Source organism: Pseudomonas sp. TWI628, assembly GCF_039673865.1.
GTDB lineage: Bacteria > Pseudomonadota > Gammaproteobacteria > Pseudomonadales > Pseudomonadaceae > Aquipseudomonas.
Map to the genome: position 1 here is coordinate 47,606 of NZ_JBDJMM010000028.1, position 18,545 is coordinate 66,150.

13 protein-coding genes and 5 tRNA genes are annotated in these 18,545 nt (G+C 63.1%); 17 read left to right on the forward strand and 1 reads right to left on the reverse strand.

The genetic code is table 11. The features are described 5' to 3' along the window. The first annotated feature begins 50 nt into the window (after positions 1-50). The 13 genes from astA (at position 51) to mgtE (ending at position 12,306) form a co-directional block, all read left to right on the forward strand. A complete protein-coding gene (gene astA, locus ABE528_RS20955; protein WP_079229201.1) occupies positions 51-1,079 on the forward strand; it encodes an arginine N-succinyltransferase in 1,029 nt (342 codons plus the stop codon). Then, positions 1,080-2,543, forward strand: coding sequence for a succinylglutamate-semialdehyde dehydrogenase (gene astD / locus ABE528_RS20960; RefSeq protein ID WP_346653965.1), 1,464 nt, complete (start codon positions 1,080-1,082; stop codon positions 2,541-2,543). It abuts the gene before it with no gap. Positions 2,544-2,566: 23 nt separating this feature from the next. Next, complete coding sequence (gene astB / locus ABE528_RS20965) at positions 2,567-3,916, forward strand: N-succinylarginine dihydrolase (RefSeq protein WP_152956306.1); 1,350 nt, start codon at positions 2,567-2,569, stop codon at positions 3,914-3,916. A 14-nt stretch (positions 3,917-3,930) separates the two neighbouring features. Beyond that, entirely contained in the window at positions 3,931-4,221 is a 291-nt protein-coding gene (locus tag ABE528_RS20970; RefSeq protein ID WP_027921097.1) for a hypothetical protein, read from the forward strand. 10 nt (positions 4,222-4,231) lie between these two features. Further along, positions 4,232-5,239: a succinylglutamate desuccinylase gene (astE, locus tag ABE528_RS20975; RefSeq protein ID WP_346653966.1), complete on the forward strand. Its 1,008-nt coding sequence runs from the start codon at positions 4,232-4,234 to the stop codon at positions 5,237-5,239. 305 nt (positions 5,240-5,544) lie between these two features. Continuing rightward, the gene (alaS, locus tag ABE528_RS20980; RefSeq protein ID WP_346653967.1) at positions 5,545-8,169 is read left to right on the forward strand and encodes an alanine--tRNA ligase; all 2,625 of its coding nucleotides are present in this window, start codon (positions 5,545-5,547) and stop codon (positions 8,167-8,169) included. A gap of 85 nt (positions 8,170-8,254) precedes the next feature. Next, a complete protein-coding gene (locus tag ABE528_RS20985; protein ID WP_099815407.1) occupies positions 8,255-9,490 on the forward strand; it encodes an aspartate kinase in 1,236 nt (411 codons plus the stop codon). Between the two features lie 166 nt (positions 9,491-9,656). Next, complete coding sequence (gene csrA / locus ABE528_RS20990) at positions 9,657-9,845, forward strand: carbon storage regulator CsrA (RefSeq protein ID WP_003254503.1); 189 nt, start codon at positions 9,657-9,659, stop codon at positions 9,843-9,845. 72 nt (positions 9,846-9,917) lie between these two features. Continuing rightward, positions 9,918-10,008 (forward strand) — tRNA-Ser (locus ABE528_RS20995). Between the two features lie 106 nt (positions 10,009-10,114). Then, positions 10,115-10,191: transfer RNA gene (locus ABE528_RS21000), tRNA-Arg, on the forward strand. Between the two features lie 72 nt (positions 10,192-10,263). Continuing rightward, positions 10,264-10,340, forward strand: a tRNA-Arg gene (locus ABE528_RS21005). Between the two features lie 70 nt (positions 10,341-10,410). Beyond that, positions 10,411-10,487: transfer RNA gene (locus tag ABE528_RS21010), tRNA-Arg, on the forward strand. 376 nt (positions 10,488-10,863) lie between these two features. Then, positions 10,864-12,306 carry a magnesium transporter gene (gene mgtE / locus ABE528_RS21015; RefSeq protein WP_085675859.1) on the forward strand — a complete coding sequence of 481 codons (1,443 nt, stop codon included), beginning with the start codon at positions 10,864-10,866 and terminating at the stop codon, positions 12,304-12,306. 75 nt (positions 12,307-12,381) lie between these two features. Here the strand turns inward: mgtE and ABE528_RS21020 are convergent, their stop codons facing one another. After that, positions 12,382-12,708 (reverse strand): Arc family DNA-binding protein, encoded by a 327-nt coding sequence (locus tag ABE528_RS21020; RefSeq protein WP_003254499.1) that lies wholly within the window; start codon positions 12,706-12,708, stop codon positions 12,382-12,384. A 347-nt stretch (positions 12,709-13,055) separates the two neighbouring features. Here ABE528_RS21020 and phnN point away from each other — a divergent pair, with 347 nt between their 5' ends. The 4 genes from phnN to ABE528_RS21040 all read left to right on the forward strand — a co-directional run bounded on the left by phnN (position 13,056) and on the right by ABE528_RS21040 (position 18,544). Beyond that, complete coding sequence (gene phnN, locus ABE528_RS21025; RefSeq protein ID WP_346653968.1) at positions 13,056-13,643, forward strand: phosphonate metabolism protein/1,5-bisphosphokinase (PRPP-forming) PhnN; 588 nt, start codon at positions 13,056-13,058, stop codon at positions 13,641-13,643. A 127-nt stretch (positions 13,644-13,770) separates the two neighbouring features. Then, positions 13,771-13,845 (forward strand) — tRNA-Arg (locus ABE528_RS21030). Positions 13,846-14,049: 204 nt separating this feature from the next. Further along, positions 14,050-15,027, forward strand: coding sequence for a TauD/TfdA family dioxygenase (locus tag ABE528_RS21035; protein ID WP_346653969.1), 978 nt, complete (start codon positions 14,050-14,052; stop codon positions 15,025-15,027). Between the two features lie 121 nt (positions 15,028-15,148). Continuing rightward, positions 15,149-18,544, forward strand: coding sequence for an amino acid adenylation domain-containing protein (locus ABE528_RS21040; protein WP_346653970.1), 3,396 nt, complete (start codon positions 15,149-15,151; stop codon positions 18,542-18,544). The last annotated feature ends 1 nt before the right edge of the window (position 18,545 follow it).

Below are 18,545 nucleotides of genomic sequence, written 5' to 3' on the forward strand. Positions count from 1 at the left end.
CGGAACGTTGAGTTTCGCGGCAGGCACTGGCCGCCGCACAAGGAGATAGCATGATCGTTCGTCCTGTACGCAGCAGCGATTTACCCGCGCTGATCGAATTGGCCCGCAGCACCGGCACCACTGGGTTGACCACCCTGCCGGCCAACGAGGAGCGCCTCGGCCACCGTGTCGGCTGGGCCGAGAAGAGCTTCCGTGGCGAAGCCGAGCGTGGCGACACCGACTACCTGTTCGTGCTGGAGAACGACGAAGGCCTGGTGGTCGGCATCAGCGCCATCGCCGGTGCCGTGGGCCTGCGTGAGCCTTGGTACAACTACCGGGTCGGCCTGACAGTCAGTGCCTCCCAGGAGCTGAAGATCTACCGCGAAATCCCCACGCTGTTCCTGGCCAACGACCTGACCGGCAACTCCGAGCTGTGCTCGCTGTTCCTGCGCAGTGATTACCGCTCCGGGCTCAACGGCCGCCTGCTGTCGCGTGCGCGCATGCTGTTCATTGCCGAGTTCCCTGAGCTGTTCGGCAACAAGATCATCGCCGAAATGCGCGGCATGTCCGACGAGCAAGGCCGTTCGCCGTTCTGGGAAAGCCTGGGCCGGCACTTCTTCAAGATGGAGTTCAGCCAGGCCGACTACCTCACCGGCGTGGGCAACAAGTCGTTCATTGCCGAGCTGATGCCCAAGTTCCCGCTGTACACCTGCTTCCTGTCCGAAGCCGCGCGCAATGTCATCGGCCGTGTGCACACCGACACCGAGCCTGCGCTGGCGATGCTCAAGCAGGAAGGCTTCAGCTACCAGGGCTATGTCGACATCTTCGACGCCGGCCCGGCCATCGAATGCGAGACCTCGAAGATCCGCGCCGTGCGCGACAGCGAGACCCTCGTGCTGGCCGTGGGTACGCCGGGCGATGACGCGACCCCTTACATCATCCACAACCGCAAGCGCGACGACTGCCGCATTACTGCCGCGCCAGCGCGCCTGGCCGCAGGCACCCTGGTGGTCGACCCGCAGACCGCCAAGCGCCTGCGCATGGGCGCCGGCGACAACGTGCGCGCCGTGCCGCTGTCGGCAAGCCGGGAGGCCCAGTAAATGACCACACATTACATCGCAGGCAACTGGCTGGCTGGCCAGGGCGAAGCCCTGCAGTCGCTCAACCCGGTGACTCAGGCAGTGGTCTGGCAAGGGCAGGGCGCCGATGCGGGCCAGGTTGACGCAGCCGTCAAGGCGGCCCGCCAGGCATTCACGGCCTGGGCGCAACTGAGCCTGGAAGCGCGTATCGACGTGCTGGAGAAATTCGCCGAGCAGCTGAAGCAGCATGCCGAGGCGCTGGCCCACTGCATCGGTGAGGAAACCGGCAAGCCGCTGTGGGAATCGGCCACGGAAGTGACCAGCATGGTCAACAAGGTGGCGATCTCGGTGCAGAGCTACCGTGAGCGTACCGGCGAAAAGAGCGGCCCGCTGGCCGATGCCACGGCGGTGCTGCGGCACAAGCCCCATGGCGTGGTGGCGGTGTTCGGCCCTTACAACTTCCCCGGTCATTTGCCCAATGGCCATATCGTGCCGGCGCTGCTGGCGGGCAACTGCGTGGTGTTCAAACCCAGCGAGCTGACCCCCAAGGTCGCCGAACTGACGGTCAACTGCTGGATCGCCGCCGGCCTGCCGGCTGGTGTGCTCAACCTGGTTCAAGGCGCCCGGGAAACCGGCGTGGCGCTGGCTGCCAACCCGGGTATCGACGGTCTGTTCTTCACGGGCTCCAGCCGCACCGGCAACCTCTTGCACCAGCAGTTCGCCGGCCGCCCGGACAAGATCCTCGCCCTGGAAATGGGCGGTAACAACCCGCTGCTGGTGGATGAGGTCAAGGACCTTGATGCCGCGGTGTACACCATTATCCAGTCGGCATTCATCTCTGCTGGCCAGCGCTGCACCTGTGCGCGCCGCCTGCTGGTGCCGCAGGGCGCCTGGGGCGATGCGCTGATCGCGCGGCTGGTCGAGGTGTGCCGGAGCATTACCGTCGGTGCCTTCGACCAGCAGCCCGCGCCGTTCATGGGCTCGGTGATTTCGCTGCAGGCAGCGCAGGCACTGATCGCGGCCCAGGCCGAACTGTTGGCCAAGGGCGCCGTGAAGCTGCTGGCCATGACCCAGCCGCAGGCCGGCGCCGCGCTGCTGACGCCCGGCATTCTCGATGTCACGGCCGTGGCCGAGCGCCCTGACGAAGAGTTTTTCGGCCCGCTGCTGCAGGTCATCCGCTACGCCGACTTCGATGCCGCCATCGACGAGGCCAACAACACTCAATACGGCCTGGCCGCCGGCTTGCTGTCCGATTCCCGTGCGCGCTACCAGTACTTCTGGTTGCGCAGCCGTGCCGGGATCGTCAACTGGAACAAGCAGCTGACCGGCGCCGCCAGCAGTGCGCCGTTTGGTGGCGTGGGCGCCAGTGGCAACCACCGCGCCAGTGCCTACTACGCAGCCGATTACTGCGCTTACCCCGTGGCTTCGCTGGAGACCGCCAGCCTTGCCCTGCCGGCGACCCTGACGCCGGGCGTCACCCTATAACAACAGGTCACGGAGCCTAGCCGATGAAATCCTATGAAGTGAATTTTGATGGCCTGGTGGGGCCTACCCACAACTACGGCGGCCTGTCCTACGGTAACGTGGCTTCGCAGAGCAACAGCCAGCAAGGCTCCAACCCGCGCGAAGCGGCGCGCCAGGGCCTGGCCAAGATGAAAGCGCTGGCCGACATGGGCTTCAAGCAGGGCGTGCTGGCGCCGCAGGAGCGTCCGGACGTGGCTGCCCTGCGCCGCCTGGGTTTCAGCGGCAGCGATGCCGAGGTGATTCAGCGTGCGGCCAAGGAGGCCATGCCACTGCTGGTCGCCAGCTGCTCGGCCTCGAGCATGTGGGTGGCCAACGCCGCCACCGTCAGCCCGAGTGCCGACACCGCCGATGGTCGCGTGCACTTCACTGCCGCCAACCTCAACTGCAAGTACCACCGCAGCATCGAGCACCCGACCACCAGCCGCGTGCTGGCGGCGATGTTCAACAACGAGAAACACTTTGCCCACCATGAAGCCCTGCCTGCCGTGGCACAGTTCGGCGACGAGGGTGCGGCGAACCACACGCGCTTCTGCCGCGAATACGGCGAAGCCGGGGTAGAGTTCTTCGTCTATGGCCGCAGTGCCTTCGACAGCCGCTACCCCGCACCGCAGAAGTACCCGGCGCGGCAGACCCTGGAGGCCTCCCAGGCGGTGGCCAGGCTGCACGGCCTGAGCGCTGACGGTGTGGTCTACGCTCAACAGAACCCGGCGGTGATCGACCAAGGGGTGTTCCACAACGATGTGATTTCGGTCGGTAACGGTGAAGTGCTGTTCTACCACGAGGACGCTTTCCTCGAGACCGACGCGGTGCTTGGCCAACTGCAGGCTAAACTGGCCAGCAAGGGTGGCAACTTCCAGGCCATCCGTGTGCCGCGTGCGGCGGTGGCGGTAGAAGATGCGGTGCGCTCCTACCTGTTCAACAGCCAGCTGCTCAGCCGTGACGATGGCTCGATGCTGCTGGTGGTGCCGGAAGAGTGCCGCAACAACGAGCGGGTCTGGGCCTACCTCGGCCAGTTGACTGCCCAGGGCGGCGCGGTGAAGGAGGTCAAGGTGTTCGACCTCAAGCAGAGCATGCAGAACGGCGGTGGCCCGGCTTGCCTGCGTTTGCGCGTGGCATTGAAGGAATCGGAACTGGCGGCGGTCAATCCAGGCGTTATCATGACCGCCCCGCTGTACGACACCCTGGTGCAGTGGGTCGACAAGCATTACCGAGATCGCCTTGGCGAAGCCGACCTTGCCGACCCGCAGCTGCTGCTGGAGTGCCGTACCGCACTGGATGAATTGACCCAGATCCTGAAGTTGGGTTCGGTGTACCCGTTCCAACGCCAACCTTGAAGAGAGAATTTGCAATGACCGACGCCCTGCGCCTGATCCTCGAAGATGTAGACGGCACCCAGCTGGAAACCTCCTGCACCCGTTTTGCCATTGTCTGGCAAGGCAAGGAAGTGTGGGTTCAGCAGGACGGCCGTGGCCAGCTGCTGATCGGCGTGGATGTCGAGGAGGGTGATGCTGAATACGCCAACCTGCTGCTGCGCCCGATGGCCACCAACCTGGTCAGCCTGCAGCTGGAAATGGAACCGGCGGAAGTCGGCGAAGATGACGATCACGTCCATGGCCCCGACTGCGGCCACCACCACTAAGGAAGCGCCTATGCTCGCCCTTGGCAAATTGCTCGAGCTGACCCTGACCGATCACGAGCCGGCCGAGAAGACTCAAGTGACACCCAAGGGCGTGCGGTTGCGCTGGCTGGGGGAGGGCGCACTGGAAGTGCGCCCGCCCGAAAGCGAGGATTGTGGGCTGGACCTGCTGCTCTCGGCCGGTATCCACGGCAACGAAACGGCGCCGATCGAGCTGCTCGAAAGGCTCCTGCACGGCGTGGCCAACGGCAAGATCAAGCCGCGTGCGCGGATTCTGTTCCTGTTCGGCAACCCGGTCGCCATCCGCAAGGGTGAGCGTTTCGTCGAACAGGACATCAACCGGCTGTTCAACGGTCGTCACGAGCTCTCCAGTGGCTTCGAGGCATTGCGTGCGGCCGAGCTGGAACAGTTCGCCCGGGTGTTCTTCAGCAAGCCTGAGCGCACCCGCCTGCATTACGACCTGCATACTGCCATCCGTGGCTCGAAGATCGAGCAGTTCGCCCTGTACCCTTACAAGGAGGGCCGCAAGCATTCCCGCCGCGAGCTGGCTCGCCTGGCGGCAGCTGGCATGGAGGCGGTGCTGTTGCAGAGCAAGTCATCGATCACCTTCAGTGCCTTCACCTACGAGCAGCTGGATGCCGAGGCGTTCACCCTGGAGTTGGGCAAGGCGCGGCCATTCGGGCAGAACGAGCAGGTCAACCTCGACAAGCTCGAAGGGCGATTGATTCAGATCATCGAGGGTACCGAGCCCGAGATCGACGTTTCGCTGCACGGCCTGAAGCTGTTCAGCGTCGCCCGTGAGATCATCAAGCACAGCGACAGCTTCCACCTGCACCTGCCAGCGGACATCGAGAACTTCTCCGAGCTGAGCAAGGGTTACCTGCTGGCCGAGGACCTGGCAGAGATGCGCTGGGTGGTCGAAGAGGAGGGGGCCCGCATCATCTTCCCTAACCCCAGGGTCAAGAATGGCCTGCGCGCCGGCATCCTGATCGTGCCTGATTCGGGGCAGCGCCTGGGCTGAAACCGTGGCCGCCGCTGAAAAGGCGGCTGCTTTTCGGATCCGATCGCGGATGAAAACCTTTTAATTCACCGCCTGTTCCATTTTCCCTTCCCTTGGGCGGTAATTGGCTTGCCAGTGGCGAAAGGCTGCATTTAGCATCCGCTCATGTCATTTTCGTTTGCAAGCGCCTTAAAAGCCGTCCAATCGACGCTTTCTATCGCATAAACACACTGCACCTTGCTTGCAGGACCGATATAATGCGGCCCTTTGCCGTCGTTTCGTCGACGTGTTTGCCCCCAAGGGCCGCCGTTTCCGTGGAAGAACCTATGAAAAGCGCAGAAATCCGTGAAGCCTTCCTTCGCTTCTTCGAAGAGCAGGGCCATACCCGAGTCGCCTCCAGTTCGCTGATCCCGAACAACGACCCGACCCTGCTGTTCACCAACGCTGGCATGAACCAGTTCAAGGACTGCTTCCTCGGTGCCGAGAAGCGTGCCTACACCCGCGCTGTCAGCAGCCAGAAGTGCGTGCGTGCCGGTGGCAAGCACAACGACCTGGAAAACGTCGGCTACACCGCGCGTCACCACACCTTCTTCGAAATGCTGGGCAACTTCAGCTTCGGTGACTACTTCAAGCGCGACGCGATCACCTTCGCCTGGACCTTCCTGACCTCCGACAATTGGCTGAACCTGCCCAAGGAAAAGCTCTGGGTCACCGTCTACGCCTCTGACGACGAAGCCTACGACATCTGGACCAAGGAAGTCGGCGTGCCGGCCGAGCGCATGGTGCGCATCGGTGACAACAAAGGCGCCCCGTACGCTTCCGACAACTTCTGGACCATGGGTGACACCGGCCCGTGCGGCCCTTGCACCGAGATCTTCTACGACCACGGCGCCGACATCTGGGGCGGCCCACCCGGCTCGCCAGAAGAAGACGGCGACCGCTACATCGAGATCTGGAACAACGTCTTCATGCAGTTCAACCGCACCGCCGACGGCGTGCTGCACCCGCTGCCAGCGCCGTCGGTGGACACCGGCATGGGCCTGGAGCGCATCAGTGCGGTCATGCAGCACGTGCACTCGAACTACGAGATCGACCTGTTCCAGAACCTGCTGTCTGCCGCGGCCAAGGCCATCGGTTGCAGCAACGATGGCCAGGCTTCGCTGAAAGTGGTTGCCGACCACATCCGTTCCTGCGGCTTCCTGATTGCCGACGGTGTGCTGCCGTCCAACGAAGGCCGTGGCTACGTGCTGCGCCGCATCATTCGCCGCGCTTGCCGTCACGGCAACAAGCTGGGCGCCAAGGGCAGCTTCTTCTACCAGATCGTCGCCGCCCTGGCTGCCGAGATGGGCGAGGCCTTCCCGGAGCTGCAGAGCCAGCAGGCGCACATCGAGCGCGTGCTCAAGGCTGAAGAAGAACAGTTTGCCAAGACCCTGGAGCAGGGCCTGCGCATCCTTGAGCAGGACCTGGCCCAGCTCAAGGGCGAGGTGGTCCCGGGTGACGTGGTGTTCAAGCTGTACGACACCTACGGGTTCCCGATGGACCTGACTGCCGACATCGCCCGCGAGCGCGAGCTGACCATCGACGAAGCCGGCTTCGAGCGTGAAATGGAGGCCCAGCGCGAGCGTGCCCGTTCCGCCAGCAGCTTCGGCATGGACTACAACAGCCTGGTTAAGGTTGACAGCGCCACCGAGTTCCTCGGTTATGACGCCACCGAAGGCCAGGGCAAGATCATCGCCCTGTACAAGGACGGCCAGGCCGTCGACCAGCTGGGCGAAGGCGAGCAGGGCGTCGTGGTCCTCGACCGCACCCCGTTCTACGCCGAATCCGGTGGCCAGGTCGGTGACAGCGGCTTCCTGCAGGCCGGCGCTGCGCGCTTCGACGTGCGCGACACCACCAAGACCGGCGGCGCCTTCCTGCACCACGGCGTGGTCGCCAGCGGTGCGCTGGTCATTGGCTCGCCCGTCGAGGCCAAGGTCGATGCCGACGTGCAGCACGCCACCTCGCTGAACCACTCGGCCACCCACCTGCTGCACGAAGCGCTGCGTCAGGTACTGGGCGAGCACGTACAGCAGAAGGGCTCGCTGGTCGACAGCCAGCGCCTGCGTTTCGACTTCAGCCACTTCGAAGCGGTATCGCCTGCGCAAATCAAGGCCCTGGAAGACATCGTCAACCGCGAAGTGCGCAAGAACACCCCGGTTGAAACCGAGCTGACCGATATCGAAACCGCCAAGGCCAAGGGGGCCATGGCCCTGTTCGGCGAGAAGTACGGTGATACCGTGCGCGTGCTGAGCATGGGCGGCGACTTCTCCGTCGAGCTGTGCGGCGGTATCCACGCCAAGCGCACCGGCGATATCAGCCTGTTCAAGATCATCAGCGAAGGCGGCGTGGCCTCGGGCGTGCGCCGCATCGAAGCGGTTACCGGTGCCGCTGCACTGGCCTACCTGAACGCTGCCGAAGAGCAGGTCAAGGAAGCCGCGCAGCTGGTCAAGGGCAACCGTGACAACCTGATCGACAAGCTGTCGGCTGTGCTCGAGCGCAACCGTCAGCTGGAAAAGCAGCTCGAACAGCTGCAGGCCAAGGCCGCCAGCGCCGCCGGGGACGATCTCTCCAATGCGGCCGTTGAGGTCAAGGGTGCCAAGGTGCTTGCCGCCCGCCTGGATGGGCAGGATGGCAAGGCACTGCTGGCGCTGGTCGATCAGCTGAAGAACAAGCTCGGCCACGCAGTGATCCTGCTGGGCAGCGAGCATGAGGGCAAGGTCGTGCTGGTGGCCGGCGTGACCAAGGACCTCTCCAGCCAACTCAAGGCTGGTGACCTGATGAAACAAGCCGCTGCGGCAGTGGGTGGCAAGGGCGGTGGCCGTCCGGACATGGCCCAGGGTGGTGGCGTCGACGTCGCTGCACTGGACCAGGCCCTGGCGCTGGCCGTACCGTTCGCAGAGCAGGGACTTTGAGATGAGGGGGCGGGTGGTCTAGTCACTCGCCCCTTCATGTTGGATGGTTTTTTTGAGGCCCGGTACGGGCTGAGGCACCATTGAAATGGCGTTGATCGTACAGAAATTTGGCGGCACCTCTGTCGGTTCCATCGAGCGGATCGAGCAGGTAGCCGAAAAGGTCAAGAAACACCGTGAAGCGGGCGACGACCTGGTGGTTGTGCTGTCGGCCATGAGCGGTGAAACCAATCGCCTGATCGATCTGGCCAAGCAGATCACCGATCAGCCGGTTCCGCGTGAACTGGATGTGATCGTGTCGACCGGCGAGCAGGTCACCATTGCCCTGCTGACCATGGCCTTGATCAAGCGTGGTGTGCCAGCGGTGTCCTACACCGGCAACCAGGTGCGCATCCTCACCGACAGCGCGCACAACAAGGCGCGCATCCTGCAGATCGACGACCAGAAGATCCGTGCCGACCTCAAGGAAGGCCGCGTGGTCGTGGTGGCCGGTTTCCAGGGCGTCGACGAGCACGGCAGCATCACCACCCTTGGCCGTGGTGGCTCCGACACCACCGGCGTAGCCCTGGCGGCTGCGCTCAAGGCTGACGAGTGCCAGATCTACACAGACGTCGATGGCGTCTACACCACCGACCCGCGCGTCGTGCCGCAAGCGCAGCGCCTGGAGAAGATCACCTTTGAAGAGATGCTGGAAATGGCCAGCCTCGGTTCCAAGGTGCTGCAGATCCGTTCGGTCGAGTTTGCCGGCAAGTACAACGTTCCGCTGCGCGTGCTGCACAGCTTCAAGGAGGGTCCAGGTACCCTCATTACCATTGATGAAGAGGAATCCATGGAACAGCCGATCATTTCCGGTATCGCCTTCAACCGTGATGAGGCCAAGCTGACCATTCGTGGCGTGCCGGACACCCCCGGCGTTGCCTTCAAGATCCTCGGCCCGATCAGCGCTTCGAACATCGAAGTGGACATGATCGTGCAGAACGTCTCGCACGATAACACCACCGACTTCACCTTCACCGTGCACCGCAACGAGTACGAGAAGGCCTACAGCGTGCTGGAAAACACCGCACGTGAAATCGGTGCACGTGAAGTGATCGGCGATACCAAGATCGCCAAGGTCTCGATCGTCGGCGTCGGCATGCGCTCCCACGCGGGCGTTGCCAGCCGCATGTTCGAAGCCCTGGCCAAGGAGAGCATCAACATCCAGATGATCTCCACCTCCGAAATCAAGGTCTCGGTGGTCATTGAAGAGAAGTACCTGGAGCTGGCCGTGCGCGCGCTGCACACCGCGTTCGAGCTCGACGCTCCGGCCCGACAGGGCGAGTAACGCGTTGCCCGGAGGGCGCGGCTTAGCCGCGCCCTTCGCGTTTCTGGTCGCCACGCAGGCCCTGTCCTGCCAGTGGGGCGATCATCCAGGCCCTGTGTCGTCGTCCACGCTCAGGCCTGACATCCCAAGACTGTAATCCCTGAATGTTTTGCGTAAGGAGAAAGCTATGTTGATTCTGACTCGTCGGTGCGCCGAGAGCCTGATCATTGGAGACGGCGAGATCACCGTGACGGTGCTCGGCGTCAAAGGCAACCAGGTGCGCATTGGTGTCAGCGCCCCTAAAGAAGTGGCCGTTCACCGCGAAGAAATCTACCTGCGGATCAAGAAAGAGAAGGACGAGGAGCCAAGCCTTTAATTTTTTTGAAGTTTTTTTCAAAAAAAGGGTTGCAAACGAGGAAGAGCCTGTTTAATATTCGCCTCGTGTTGCGGTGAGGTGGCCGAGTGGCCGAAGGCGCTCCCCTGCTAAGGGAGTATACCTCATAAGGGTATCGGGGGTTCGAATCCCCCCTTCACCGCCATTATTTGCGTAGGGCGCTGTAAACGGTAGGAACGCTAAGTCGTTGAAGTTAAACGAAAAAGTTCTTGCAAAAATGTTTCAGCGAACTAATATGCGCGGCAAGACACGGACTCATAGCTCAGCTGGATAGAGTACTCGGCTACGAACCGAGCGGTCGCAGGTTCGAATCCTGCTGAGTCCGCCACTTTTGAAGTGGCTTTGCATGCAAGGCTGCTTCAAATCACCAGTGGTAACCTGGTCTAAAAATACCAATCGCGGACTCATAGCTCAGCTGGATAGAGTACTCGGCTACGAACCGAGCGGTCGCAGGTTCGAATCCTGCTGAGTCCGCCACTTTTGAAGTGGCTCTGCTTGCAAAGTCGCTTCGCCCACCAGTGGTAATCTGGTCTAAAACTACCACCACGGACTCATAGCTCAGCTGGATAGAGTACTCGGCTACGAACCGAGCGGTCGCAGGTTCGAATCCTGCTGAGTCCGCCATACAATCAAGAAGCCCGCTCAATTGAGCGGGCTTTTTGTTTTCTGTTTCACTGCTTTGTCAGTGATGCCTGACTAGACTCACAGTAACCAGCCCGACAGGCTTTTGCCCGGTGAATGTGTTTTTTGTTGCGCGCCTGCCGTCGCACTGATGGCTTCGAGCGTTGTCCCAGCTTTATCTCGCAAACGATTGTTCTGGCCAAAATTTTAAGCGATCTGACAGCTTAGGCAGTGTATGATTGCGCCCGTCAGCCCCGCCGGGGCTTGTGGAAAACCACCATGGACTTACCCAGTAGTTACTCCTTAACAAGATTCTTACAGCTAGATCTGACTGATTGATTCTCCCGGCGTGCTCCGCTGCTGGGAGTGGAGTTCGCCTATGACTGAAGTAGAAGTAAAGAAAGCGCAAGAGAGCCTGCAGGATCGCCTGGCCCAGGTGGTCGAACTGCTGCAGCGCCAACGTGTGGTAGAAGACCTGACCCACCGTCAGGAAGGTCAGCACAATGACCTGGTGGAAAACCTCGTCCACCGCCAGAACCTGGTCGACCTGCAGCGCAAGCTCGACGACCTGCACCCTGCCGACGTCGCCTACATCCTCGAAGCCTTGCCCCTGCAAGACCGTCTGACGGTCTGGCAGCTGGTGCGCTCGGATCGTGACGGCGACATCCTCCTCGAAGTTTCCGACTCTGTTCGTCAATCGCTGATCGCCGACATGGACGATCACGAGATCCTGGCTGCCGCCAAGGAAATGGACGCCGACGAACTGGCCGACCTGGCGCCAGAGCTGCCGCGTGACGTGGTTCACGAGCTGATGGAAAGCCTCGATGCCCAGCAGCGCGAGCGTGTGCGCTCGGCACTGAGCTACGACGAGGAGCAGGTCGGTGCGCTGATGGACTTCGAGATGGTCACCATCCGTGAAGACGTCAGCCTGGAAGTGGTACTGCGTTACCTGCGCCGTTTGAAAGAGCTGCCCAACCATACCGACAAACTGTTCGTGGTCGACTATGAAGGCATTCTCAAGGGCGTGCTGCCGATCAAGCGCCTGTTGGTCAACGACCCAGAAAAGAAAGTGGCCGAGGTCATGGCGACCGACCCCGTGTCTTTCCACCCTGAGGAAGATGCCTACGACGCCGCTCAGGCCTTCGAGCGTTATGACCTGGTTTCGGCGCCGGTGGTGGACAAGAGCGATCGCCTGATCGGCCGTCTGACCATCGACGAGATGGTCGACCTGATCCGTGAGGAGAGCGAAAGCGAAGTCCTCAACATGGCGGGTTTGCGCGAGGAGGAAGACATCTTCGCCTCGGTCTGGCGCTCGCTGCGCAACCGCTGGGCATGGCTGGCGATCAACCTGATTACCGCCTTTGTTGCCTCGCGGGTGATCGGCCTGTTCGAAGGTTCGATCGAGAAGCTGGTGGCGCTGGCTGCGCTGATGCCCATCGTTGCCGGCATTGGCGGTAACTCGGGCAACCAGACCATCACCATGATCGTCCGTGCCATGGCACTGGACCAGGTGTCGCCGGGCAATACCAGCCGGCTGATGCGCAAGGAGCTGGCGGTGGGGCTGCTCAATGGCCTGGTCTGGGGTGGGGTGATCGGTGCGGTGGCTTTCTGGCTCTATGGCAGCTGGTCACTGGGCGTGGTGATGACCGCCGCCATGACGCTGAACCTGTTGCTGGCGGCCTTCATGGGCGTGCTGATTCCGATGACCCTGACGCGCCTGGGGCGCGACCCGGCCATGGGTTCGAGCGTGATGATCACCGCCGTGACCGACAGCGGCGGCTTCTTCATCTTCCTGGGCCTGGCCACACTGTTCCTGCTTTGAGGCACCTGCAGAACAATCAGCCCAACGAAAAAAGCCAGCTTACGCTGGCTTTTTCGTGTCTGCTTGTTGCCGGCCTCAGGAGGCGTCGGCGGCCATTTCCACATCGTGAGCGATGAGGGCCACCAGCGCATTCTGCTGGCGGTGCGACAGCTGGCGGAAACGTTGCAGGAGCTCGCGCTCGTGCAGCGACAGCTCCGGGCTGTCCAGGCGCATGCTCAGCTCGTCGCCCAGCGCACCTTCCTGGATAAGGCTCTGCTCCAGGCGCGCGATGATCTCGGAGTTCATGCTGCGGTGATGGTTGCGCGCTACCTCGGCAATGCGCTCACGCATCCCGTCTGGCAGGCGGACGACGAACTTGTCAGCGGTGCGGCTCGAATAAATAGCCTGTTTCATTGGGCGCATATAAATTGACCGGATTTACTGGTTCAGGGGAAGCGGTTCTCAAATTGGCCGCACGGGGTGGAAGTACGACCGTGGCGACGACAAAATGTTCAACCGTCATGAAAATTTGGAAGGTCATCTTGCCTCATGGTCGCCGTTTCCTTGGCGTCAATTCTGTGACAAATAGTGAGCCGGATAAAGGCTTTTTGCCAGTACCAATTATCAGAAATGAGCACTGGTTTGAAAAGTTTTGCATTATCCAGCCCGTCGCACCGTCAGCCTTTTGCCGTCAAAAACCTGTAAAACGCAGCAAAGGACGCAGAAAACACCTAGAATGCGCGGGTTTCCTTCCATAGAGCATAGTGGCTATGCAACATGACGCAAGCGCCCGAGATGGAGCCTCAGGCCGCCTGATATTCTTGATAGGACCCTCCGGTTCGGGAAAAGATTCCCTGATCGAGGCTTCTCGCGCGCAATTGTCTGCTGCCGGGGTGGAAATTGCCCGTCGCGTCATCACGCGCTCCGCCGAGGCCAAGGGTGAAGCAGCCCATGGCGTGAGCGCGGAACGCTTCGCGCAGCTGCGCGAGGAGGGCGCATTCGCCATGCACTGGCAGGCTAATGGGCTGGAGTACGGTATTCCGGCTCAGGTAAATCAGTGGCTGGTGCAAGGGCGCTCGGTGCTGGTCAATGGTTCTCGGGCTTACCTGCCTGAGGCGCAGGCGCGCTACCCTGATCTTTTGGCGGTGTGCCTGCAAGTGCAACCGCAGGTGCTGCGTGAACGCTTGCTCGCCCGCGGGCGGGAAACCCCGGCGCAAGTCGACCAGCGCCTGGCGCGCAATGCCCGGCTGCAGCTGGACGCGGCGCCGTCGCTGCACTACCTCGATAATTCGGGTGAGTTGGCCACGGCGGTTGCGGCTTTGCTCGATCTGTTGCGTGAGGAAAAGTTGATTGCCTGAGCGGCTCTCAGAAAACCCCTACGTGCAAAAAGCCCGATTCAGGCATGACAAACGGTGGCGCGCTGGTTAACATGCTCGCCGTCCCGCTGTTGCTGCATTCAGTCAGCACAATGGCTGGCGGGTTTCAGTCCCTGTAGTTTAATGGATAGAACGGGGTCCTCCTAAGACTCTGGTGCAGGTTCGATTCCTGCCGGGGACGCCATCCACGCTAAATCCTTCCCTCTGCCCCTCGTTTCCTTTGCACAAGGCCGACGTGCGCTGCGCGCGCTCGATCCGGAGCTTGCTGTCATTTTATCGAGGGTCGAAGGATGCTTGCCGCTACCTGCTTCATGGCCAGCCAGGCGCTGCCTGTTGCCAATCAATTGCTGCTCAACCCGCTGCGGCCAGCTGCCGTAAGGGGCAGGTCATGAGCGCCATACTGCAACTGCTGGCCCGGCCTCTGCTGCCTGGCCAGCGCAGCCTGCCTTTGCTGGTCGAGGCACCCCACGCTGGCCTGGACCTCAACGAGGCCCTGGAGCCGATCCGCGCGTTGGTCGACCATCACTTGTTCAAGGCCGGTGGCATCCTTTTTCGCGGTTTCGACGTCGGCGGTGCCGAGGCCTTTCGCAGCTTCGCCGGTGGCTTTGGTCACCCGTTGCTGAACTACGAGTTCGGCTCTACCCCGCGCAGCAACGTCACCCAGGGCGTGTACACCTCCACCGAGTACCCGCCGCACCAGAAAATCCCGCTGCACAACGAACAGGCCTACACCCGTGAATGGCCGATGAAGATCTGGTTCTACAGCATGATCGCCGCCGAGAGCGGCGGAGAAACGCCAATCGCCGACAGCCGCGAAGTGTTCCGCCGGATCGACCCGCGCATTCACCAACGTTTCAACCGCCATGGGCTGATGTATGTGCGCAATTTCGGCAATGGCCTGGATGTGCCTTGGGAGCAGGTGTTCAACAGTGACGACCCGGCAGTGGTGCAAGCCTACTGCCAACGCCATGCGATCACCTGCGAGTGGAAGGACGACGGCGAGCTGCGCACCCGCCAGACCTGCCAGGCCGTGGCCCGCCACCCGCACACTGGCGAGGATGTGTGGTTCAACCAGGCGCACCTGTTCCATGTGTCCAACCTGCCGCCGGAGGTGCGCGAGAGCCTGCTGGAAATCGTCGACGAGGAAGACCTGCCACGCAACGTCTATTACGGCGACGGTTCACCTATCGAAGGCTCGATCCTCGACGAAGTGCGCGGTGTGCTGGATGAATGCACCATCGCCTTCCCCTGGCAGGAAGGCGATGTGCTGATGCTCGACAACATGCTCGCCGCCCACGCCCGCAATACCTTCACCGGCAAGCGCAAGGTCATCGTGGCCATGGCCGAGGGGCACGGCGCGGGCTGAGTCGCGCTCTCGCAAAAGCCGGGCAACGGTTTTGCAACAGCGCCTAAATGCAAGCCGGAACCATTCGTTCAACAGGTATCGCGGAGCCCAGGGCGGCTCCCATCACCGGTTCGGACGACCTATGAGCACCCTCGATCAATCCCTGAAGCTGGCGCGCCGCTTCATTGAACTGCCGCTGGAAAAACGCCGTGTCTTCTTCGCCGCCCTGCGCGACGAGCAAGTCGACTTCAGCAGTTACCCCGTTCCCGACTGCAGCGCCATCGCAGGCCGTGACCAGCTCTCCTATGCCCAGCAGCGCATGTGGTTCCTCTGGCAGCTGGAGCCGGGCAGCGCTGCCTACAACCTGCCAGGGGCGGTGCGCCTGCTCGGCACCCTGAACCACCAGGCGCTGGACCAGGCCTTTGCCGATCTGGTGCAGCGCCACGAGTGCCTGCGTACCACCTTCGCGGAAGTCGACGGTCAGGCGTTGCAGCGTGTCGGTGATGGTGCGCAGGTGCAGGTTCGCCATGTCGACCTGTCCTCCCTGGATGCAGATCAGCGCCTGCAGCGCACCCGCGAAGCAGTTGCCCGCGAAGCCGGCCAGCCGTTCGACCTGCAGCAGGGCCCGCTGCTGCGGGTGACGCTGCTGCAACTGGCGGCGGATGACCATGTGCTGCTGCTGACCATGCATCACATCATTGCCGACGGCTGGTCGATGAACATCCTCATTGAAGAGTTCATGCGCTGCCTGGATGCCCGCAGCGCGGGAAGCCAGGCGCAATTGCCGGCGCTGACCGTGCACTACCGCGACTACGCCCTGTGGCAGCGCAGCTGGATGGAAGCCGGCGAGCAGGCCCGCCAGCTCGACTACTGGCGAGCTCAATTGGGCGAGGCGCATGAGCCACTGGAATTGCCCAGCGACCGCCCGCGCCCGGCGCAGCCGAGCCATGCCGGTGCGCGTCTGGAGTTCACCATTGACGCCGAGCTGCGCAGCGGCCTCAAGGCGCTGGCCCAGCGCCAGGGCACGACCTTGTTCGTGGTGCTGCTGGCAGCCTTCAAGACCCTGTTGTACCGCTACAGCGGGCAGGCGGACATCCGCGTCGGTGGCCTGATTGCCAACCGCAATCGCGCTGAGGTCGAGGGGCTGATCGGCTTCTTCGTCAATACCCAGGTACTGCGCAGCCAGCTAGATGGGCGCCAGACCTTCGAGCAGCTACTGGCAGCGCTGCGCCAGACCGCCCTCGGCGCCCAGGCCCACCAGGAACTGCCGTTCGATGCGCTGCTGGAGGCGCTGCAGCCCAACCGCAGCCAGAGCCACAACGCGCTGTTCCAGGTCATGTACAACCACCAGCCGCTGGTCACCGACATCCAGGGCATGCGCCTGGGGTGCGGCCTGCAGCTGGCGCATCTGGACGCCGAACAGAGTGTGGCCGGCGCCCGCAGCCATGCCGCTGCCAGTGACCTGATGCTGGAAACCCGCGAGGAAGGCGAGCGCTTGTTGGCTGCCTTCACCTACGCCACCGAGCTGTTCGACGCCGCCACCGTCGAGCGCATGGCCGGCCACTGGCGCAACCTGCTGCGCAGCGTGGTCGCCGACCCGCAACGTCGAATCGGCGAGCTGCCATTGCTCGATGCGGCAGAATCCCGCCAGTTGCAGGATTGGGCACTGCGTGCACCCGCGCCCCAGGCATCGGCACTGGCTCACCAGCGCTTCCAGGCCCAGGCCGCACGCACGCCCGAGGCGGTCGCGCTGGTGCTGGCTGGCGAAGGGCAGGGCGTCAGCCTGAGCTACGCCGAGCTGGAGCGTCGCAGCAATCGCCTGGCCCAGCGCCTGGTGCAGTCGGGTGTCGGCCCCGAGGTGCTGGTCGGTGTGGCGCTGGAGCGCTCGCTGGACATGGGGGTTGCCCTGCTGGCAGTGCTCAAGGCCGGCGGCGCCTACGTGCCGCTGGACCCGCAAGCGCCCAGCGAACGCATCGCCCAGGTGTTTGCCGACAGCGGCCTGCGCCTGCTGCTGACCCAGTCGAACCTGCTTGATCATCTGCCTGAGCCCGAGGGTATCGAGGTCGTGTGCCTGGACCAGGCGCAAGGCGAGCAACCTGAGCATGCGCCGCAGGTATCACTGCAGCCCGGCAACCTGGCCTACGTGATCTACACCTCCGGCTCCACCGGCCGCCCCAAAGGGGTCGCCATCAGCCATGGCGCGCTGGCCGAGTTCTGCGAACTGGCGACCGCCTATTCGCGCCTGACTGCGGATGATCGCGTGCTGCAGTTCGCCACCTGCAGCTTCGACGGTTTCGTCGAGCAGTTCTACCCACCGCTGTGCGTCGGTGCCCGTGTGGTGCTGCGCGACAGTCGGCTGTGGGACAGTGCCAGCTTCCTGCAGGCGCTGGAGCAGCACGGCATCACGGTCGCCGACCTGCCAGCCGCCTACTGGCACATGCTGGTGCAGGACTACGCTCGCGACACGCCACAGGCCTTTGCCGCACTGCGCCAGGTGCATGTCGGCGGCGAAGCCATGGCAGTGGACGGCCTCGACCTGTGGCGCCGCGCCGGCCTGGCCGGCGTGCGCCTGCTCAACACCTATGGCCCGACCGAGGCCACGGTGGTGTCCAGCATCCACGACTGCACGGCGCTGGCATCGCAGGATGTGTCCTGGCGCGGCATCCCCATCGGCCAGGGCCTGGCGGGCCGACGCCTGTGCATCCTCGACGGTGAGATGCAGGCCGTACCCGCCGGTGCCATTGGCGAGCTGTACATCGGTGGCCCCGGCCTGGCGCGTGGTTATCACGGCCAGCCTGCACTTAGCGCCGAACGCTTCCTGCCCGACCCCGAAGCTCCCGGCGAGCGCCTGTACCGCACCGGTGACCGCGCCCGCTTCGACGCCAATGGCGCCATCGAGTACATCGGCCGCCTCGACCACCAGGTGAAGGTGCGTGGTTTCCGTATCGAGCTTGGCGAAATCGAGATGCGCCTGCAGCAATGCCCTGGCGTGCGTGAGGCGGCAGTGCTGGCCCTGGACATGACGGGTGGTCGGCAGCTGGTGGCCTACGTGGTCACCGAAGCTGAGGGCGCCAGTGCCGAGGCGCAGCGCCAGGCGATCCGCGAGGGCCTGCGTGCGACGCTGCCGGACTACATGGTGCCTTCGCACCTGGTGCTGCTGGGCCGCCTGCCCCTGACCCCCAGCGGCAAGCTTGACCGCAAGGCCTTGCCCGAGCCCGACCCGAGCCAGCTGCAGGCCAGCTTCCGCGCGCCAGCCAGCGAGCAAGAGCAACGCCTGGCGGCGATCTGGATGGAAGTGCTGCAGGTGCCCCGCGTCGGCCTTGACGACAGTTTCTTCGACCTGGGCGGGCATTCGCTGCTGGCGGCCCAGGTCATTGCCCGGATCAAGTCCGAACTGGGTGTCGCGTTGCCCATGCGCAGCCTGTTCGAGCGCCCAAACCTGGCTGCCCTGGCCGAGGAGCTGGCGGCTCTGGGCGGCACCGCCGACGAGGACTGGGCCGACATGGAAGCGTTCATGAATTCACTGGAGGAGGTTTGAG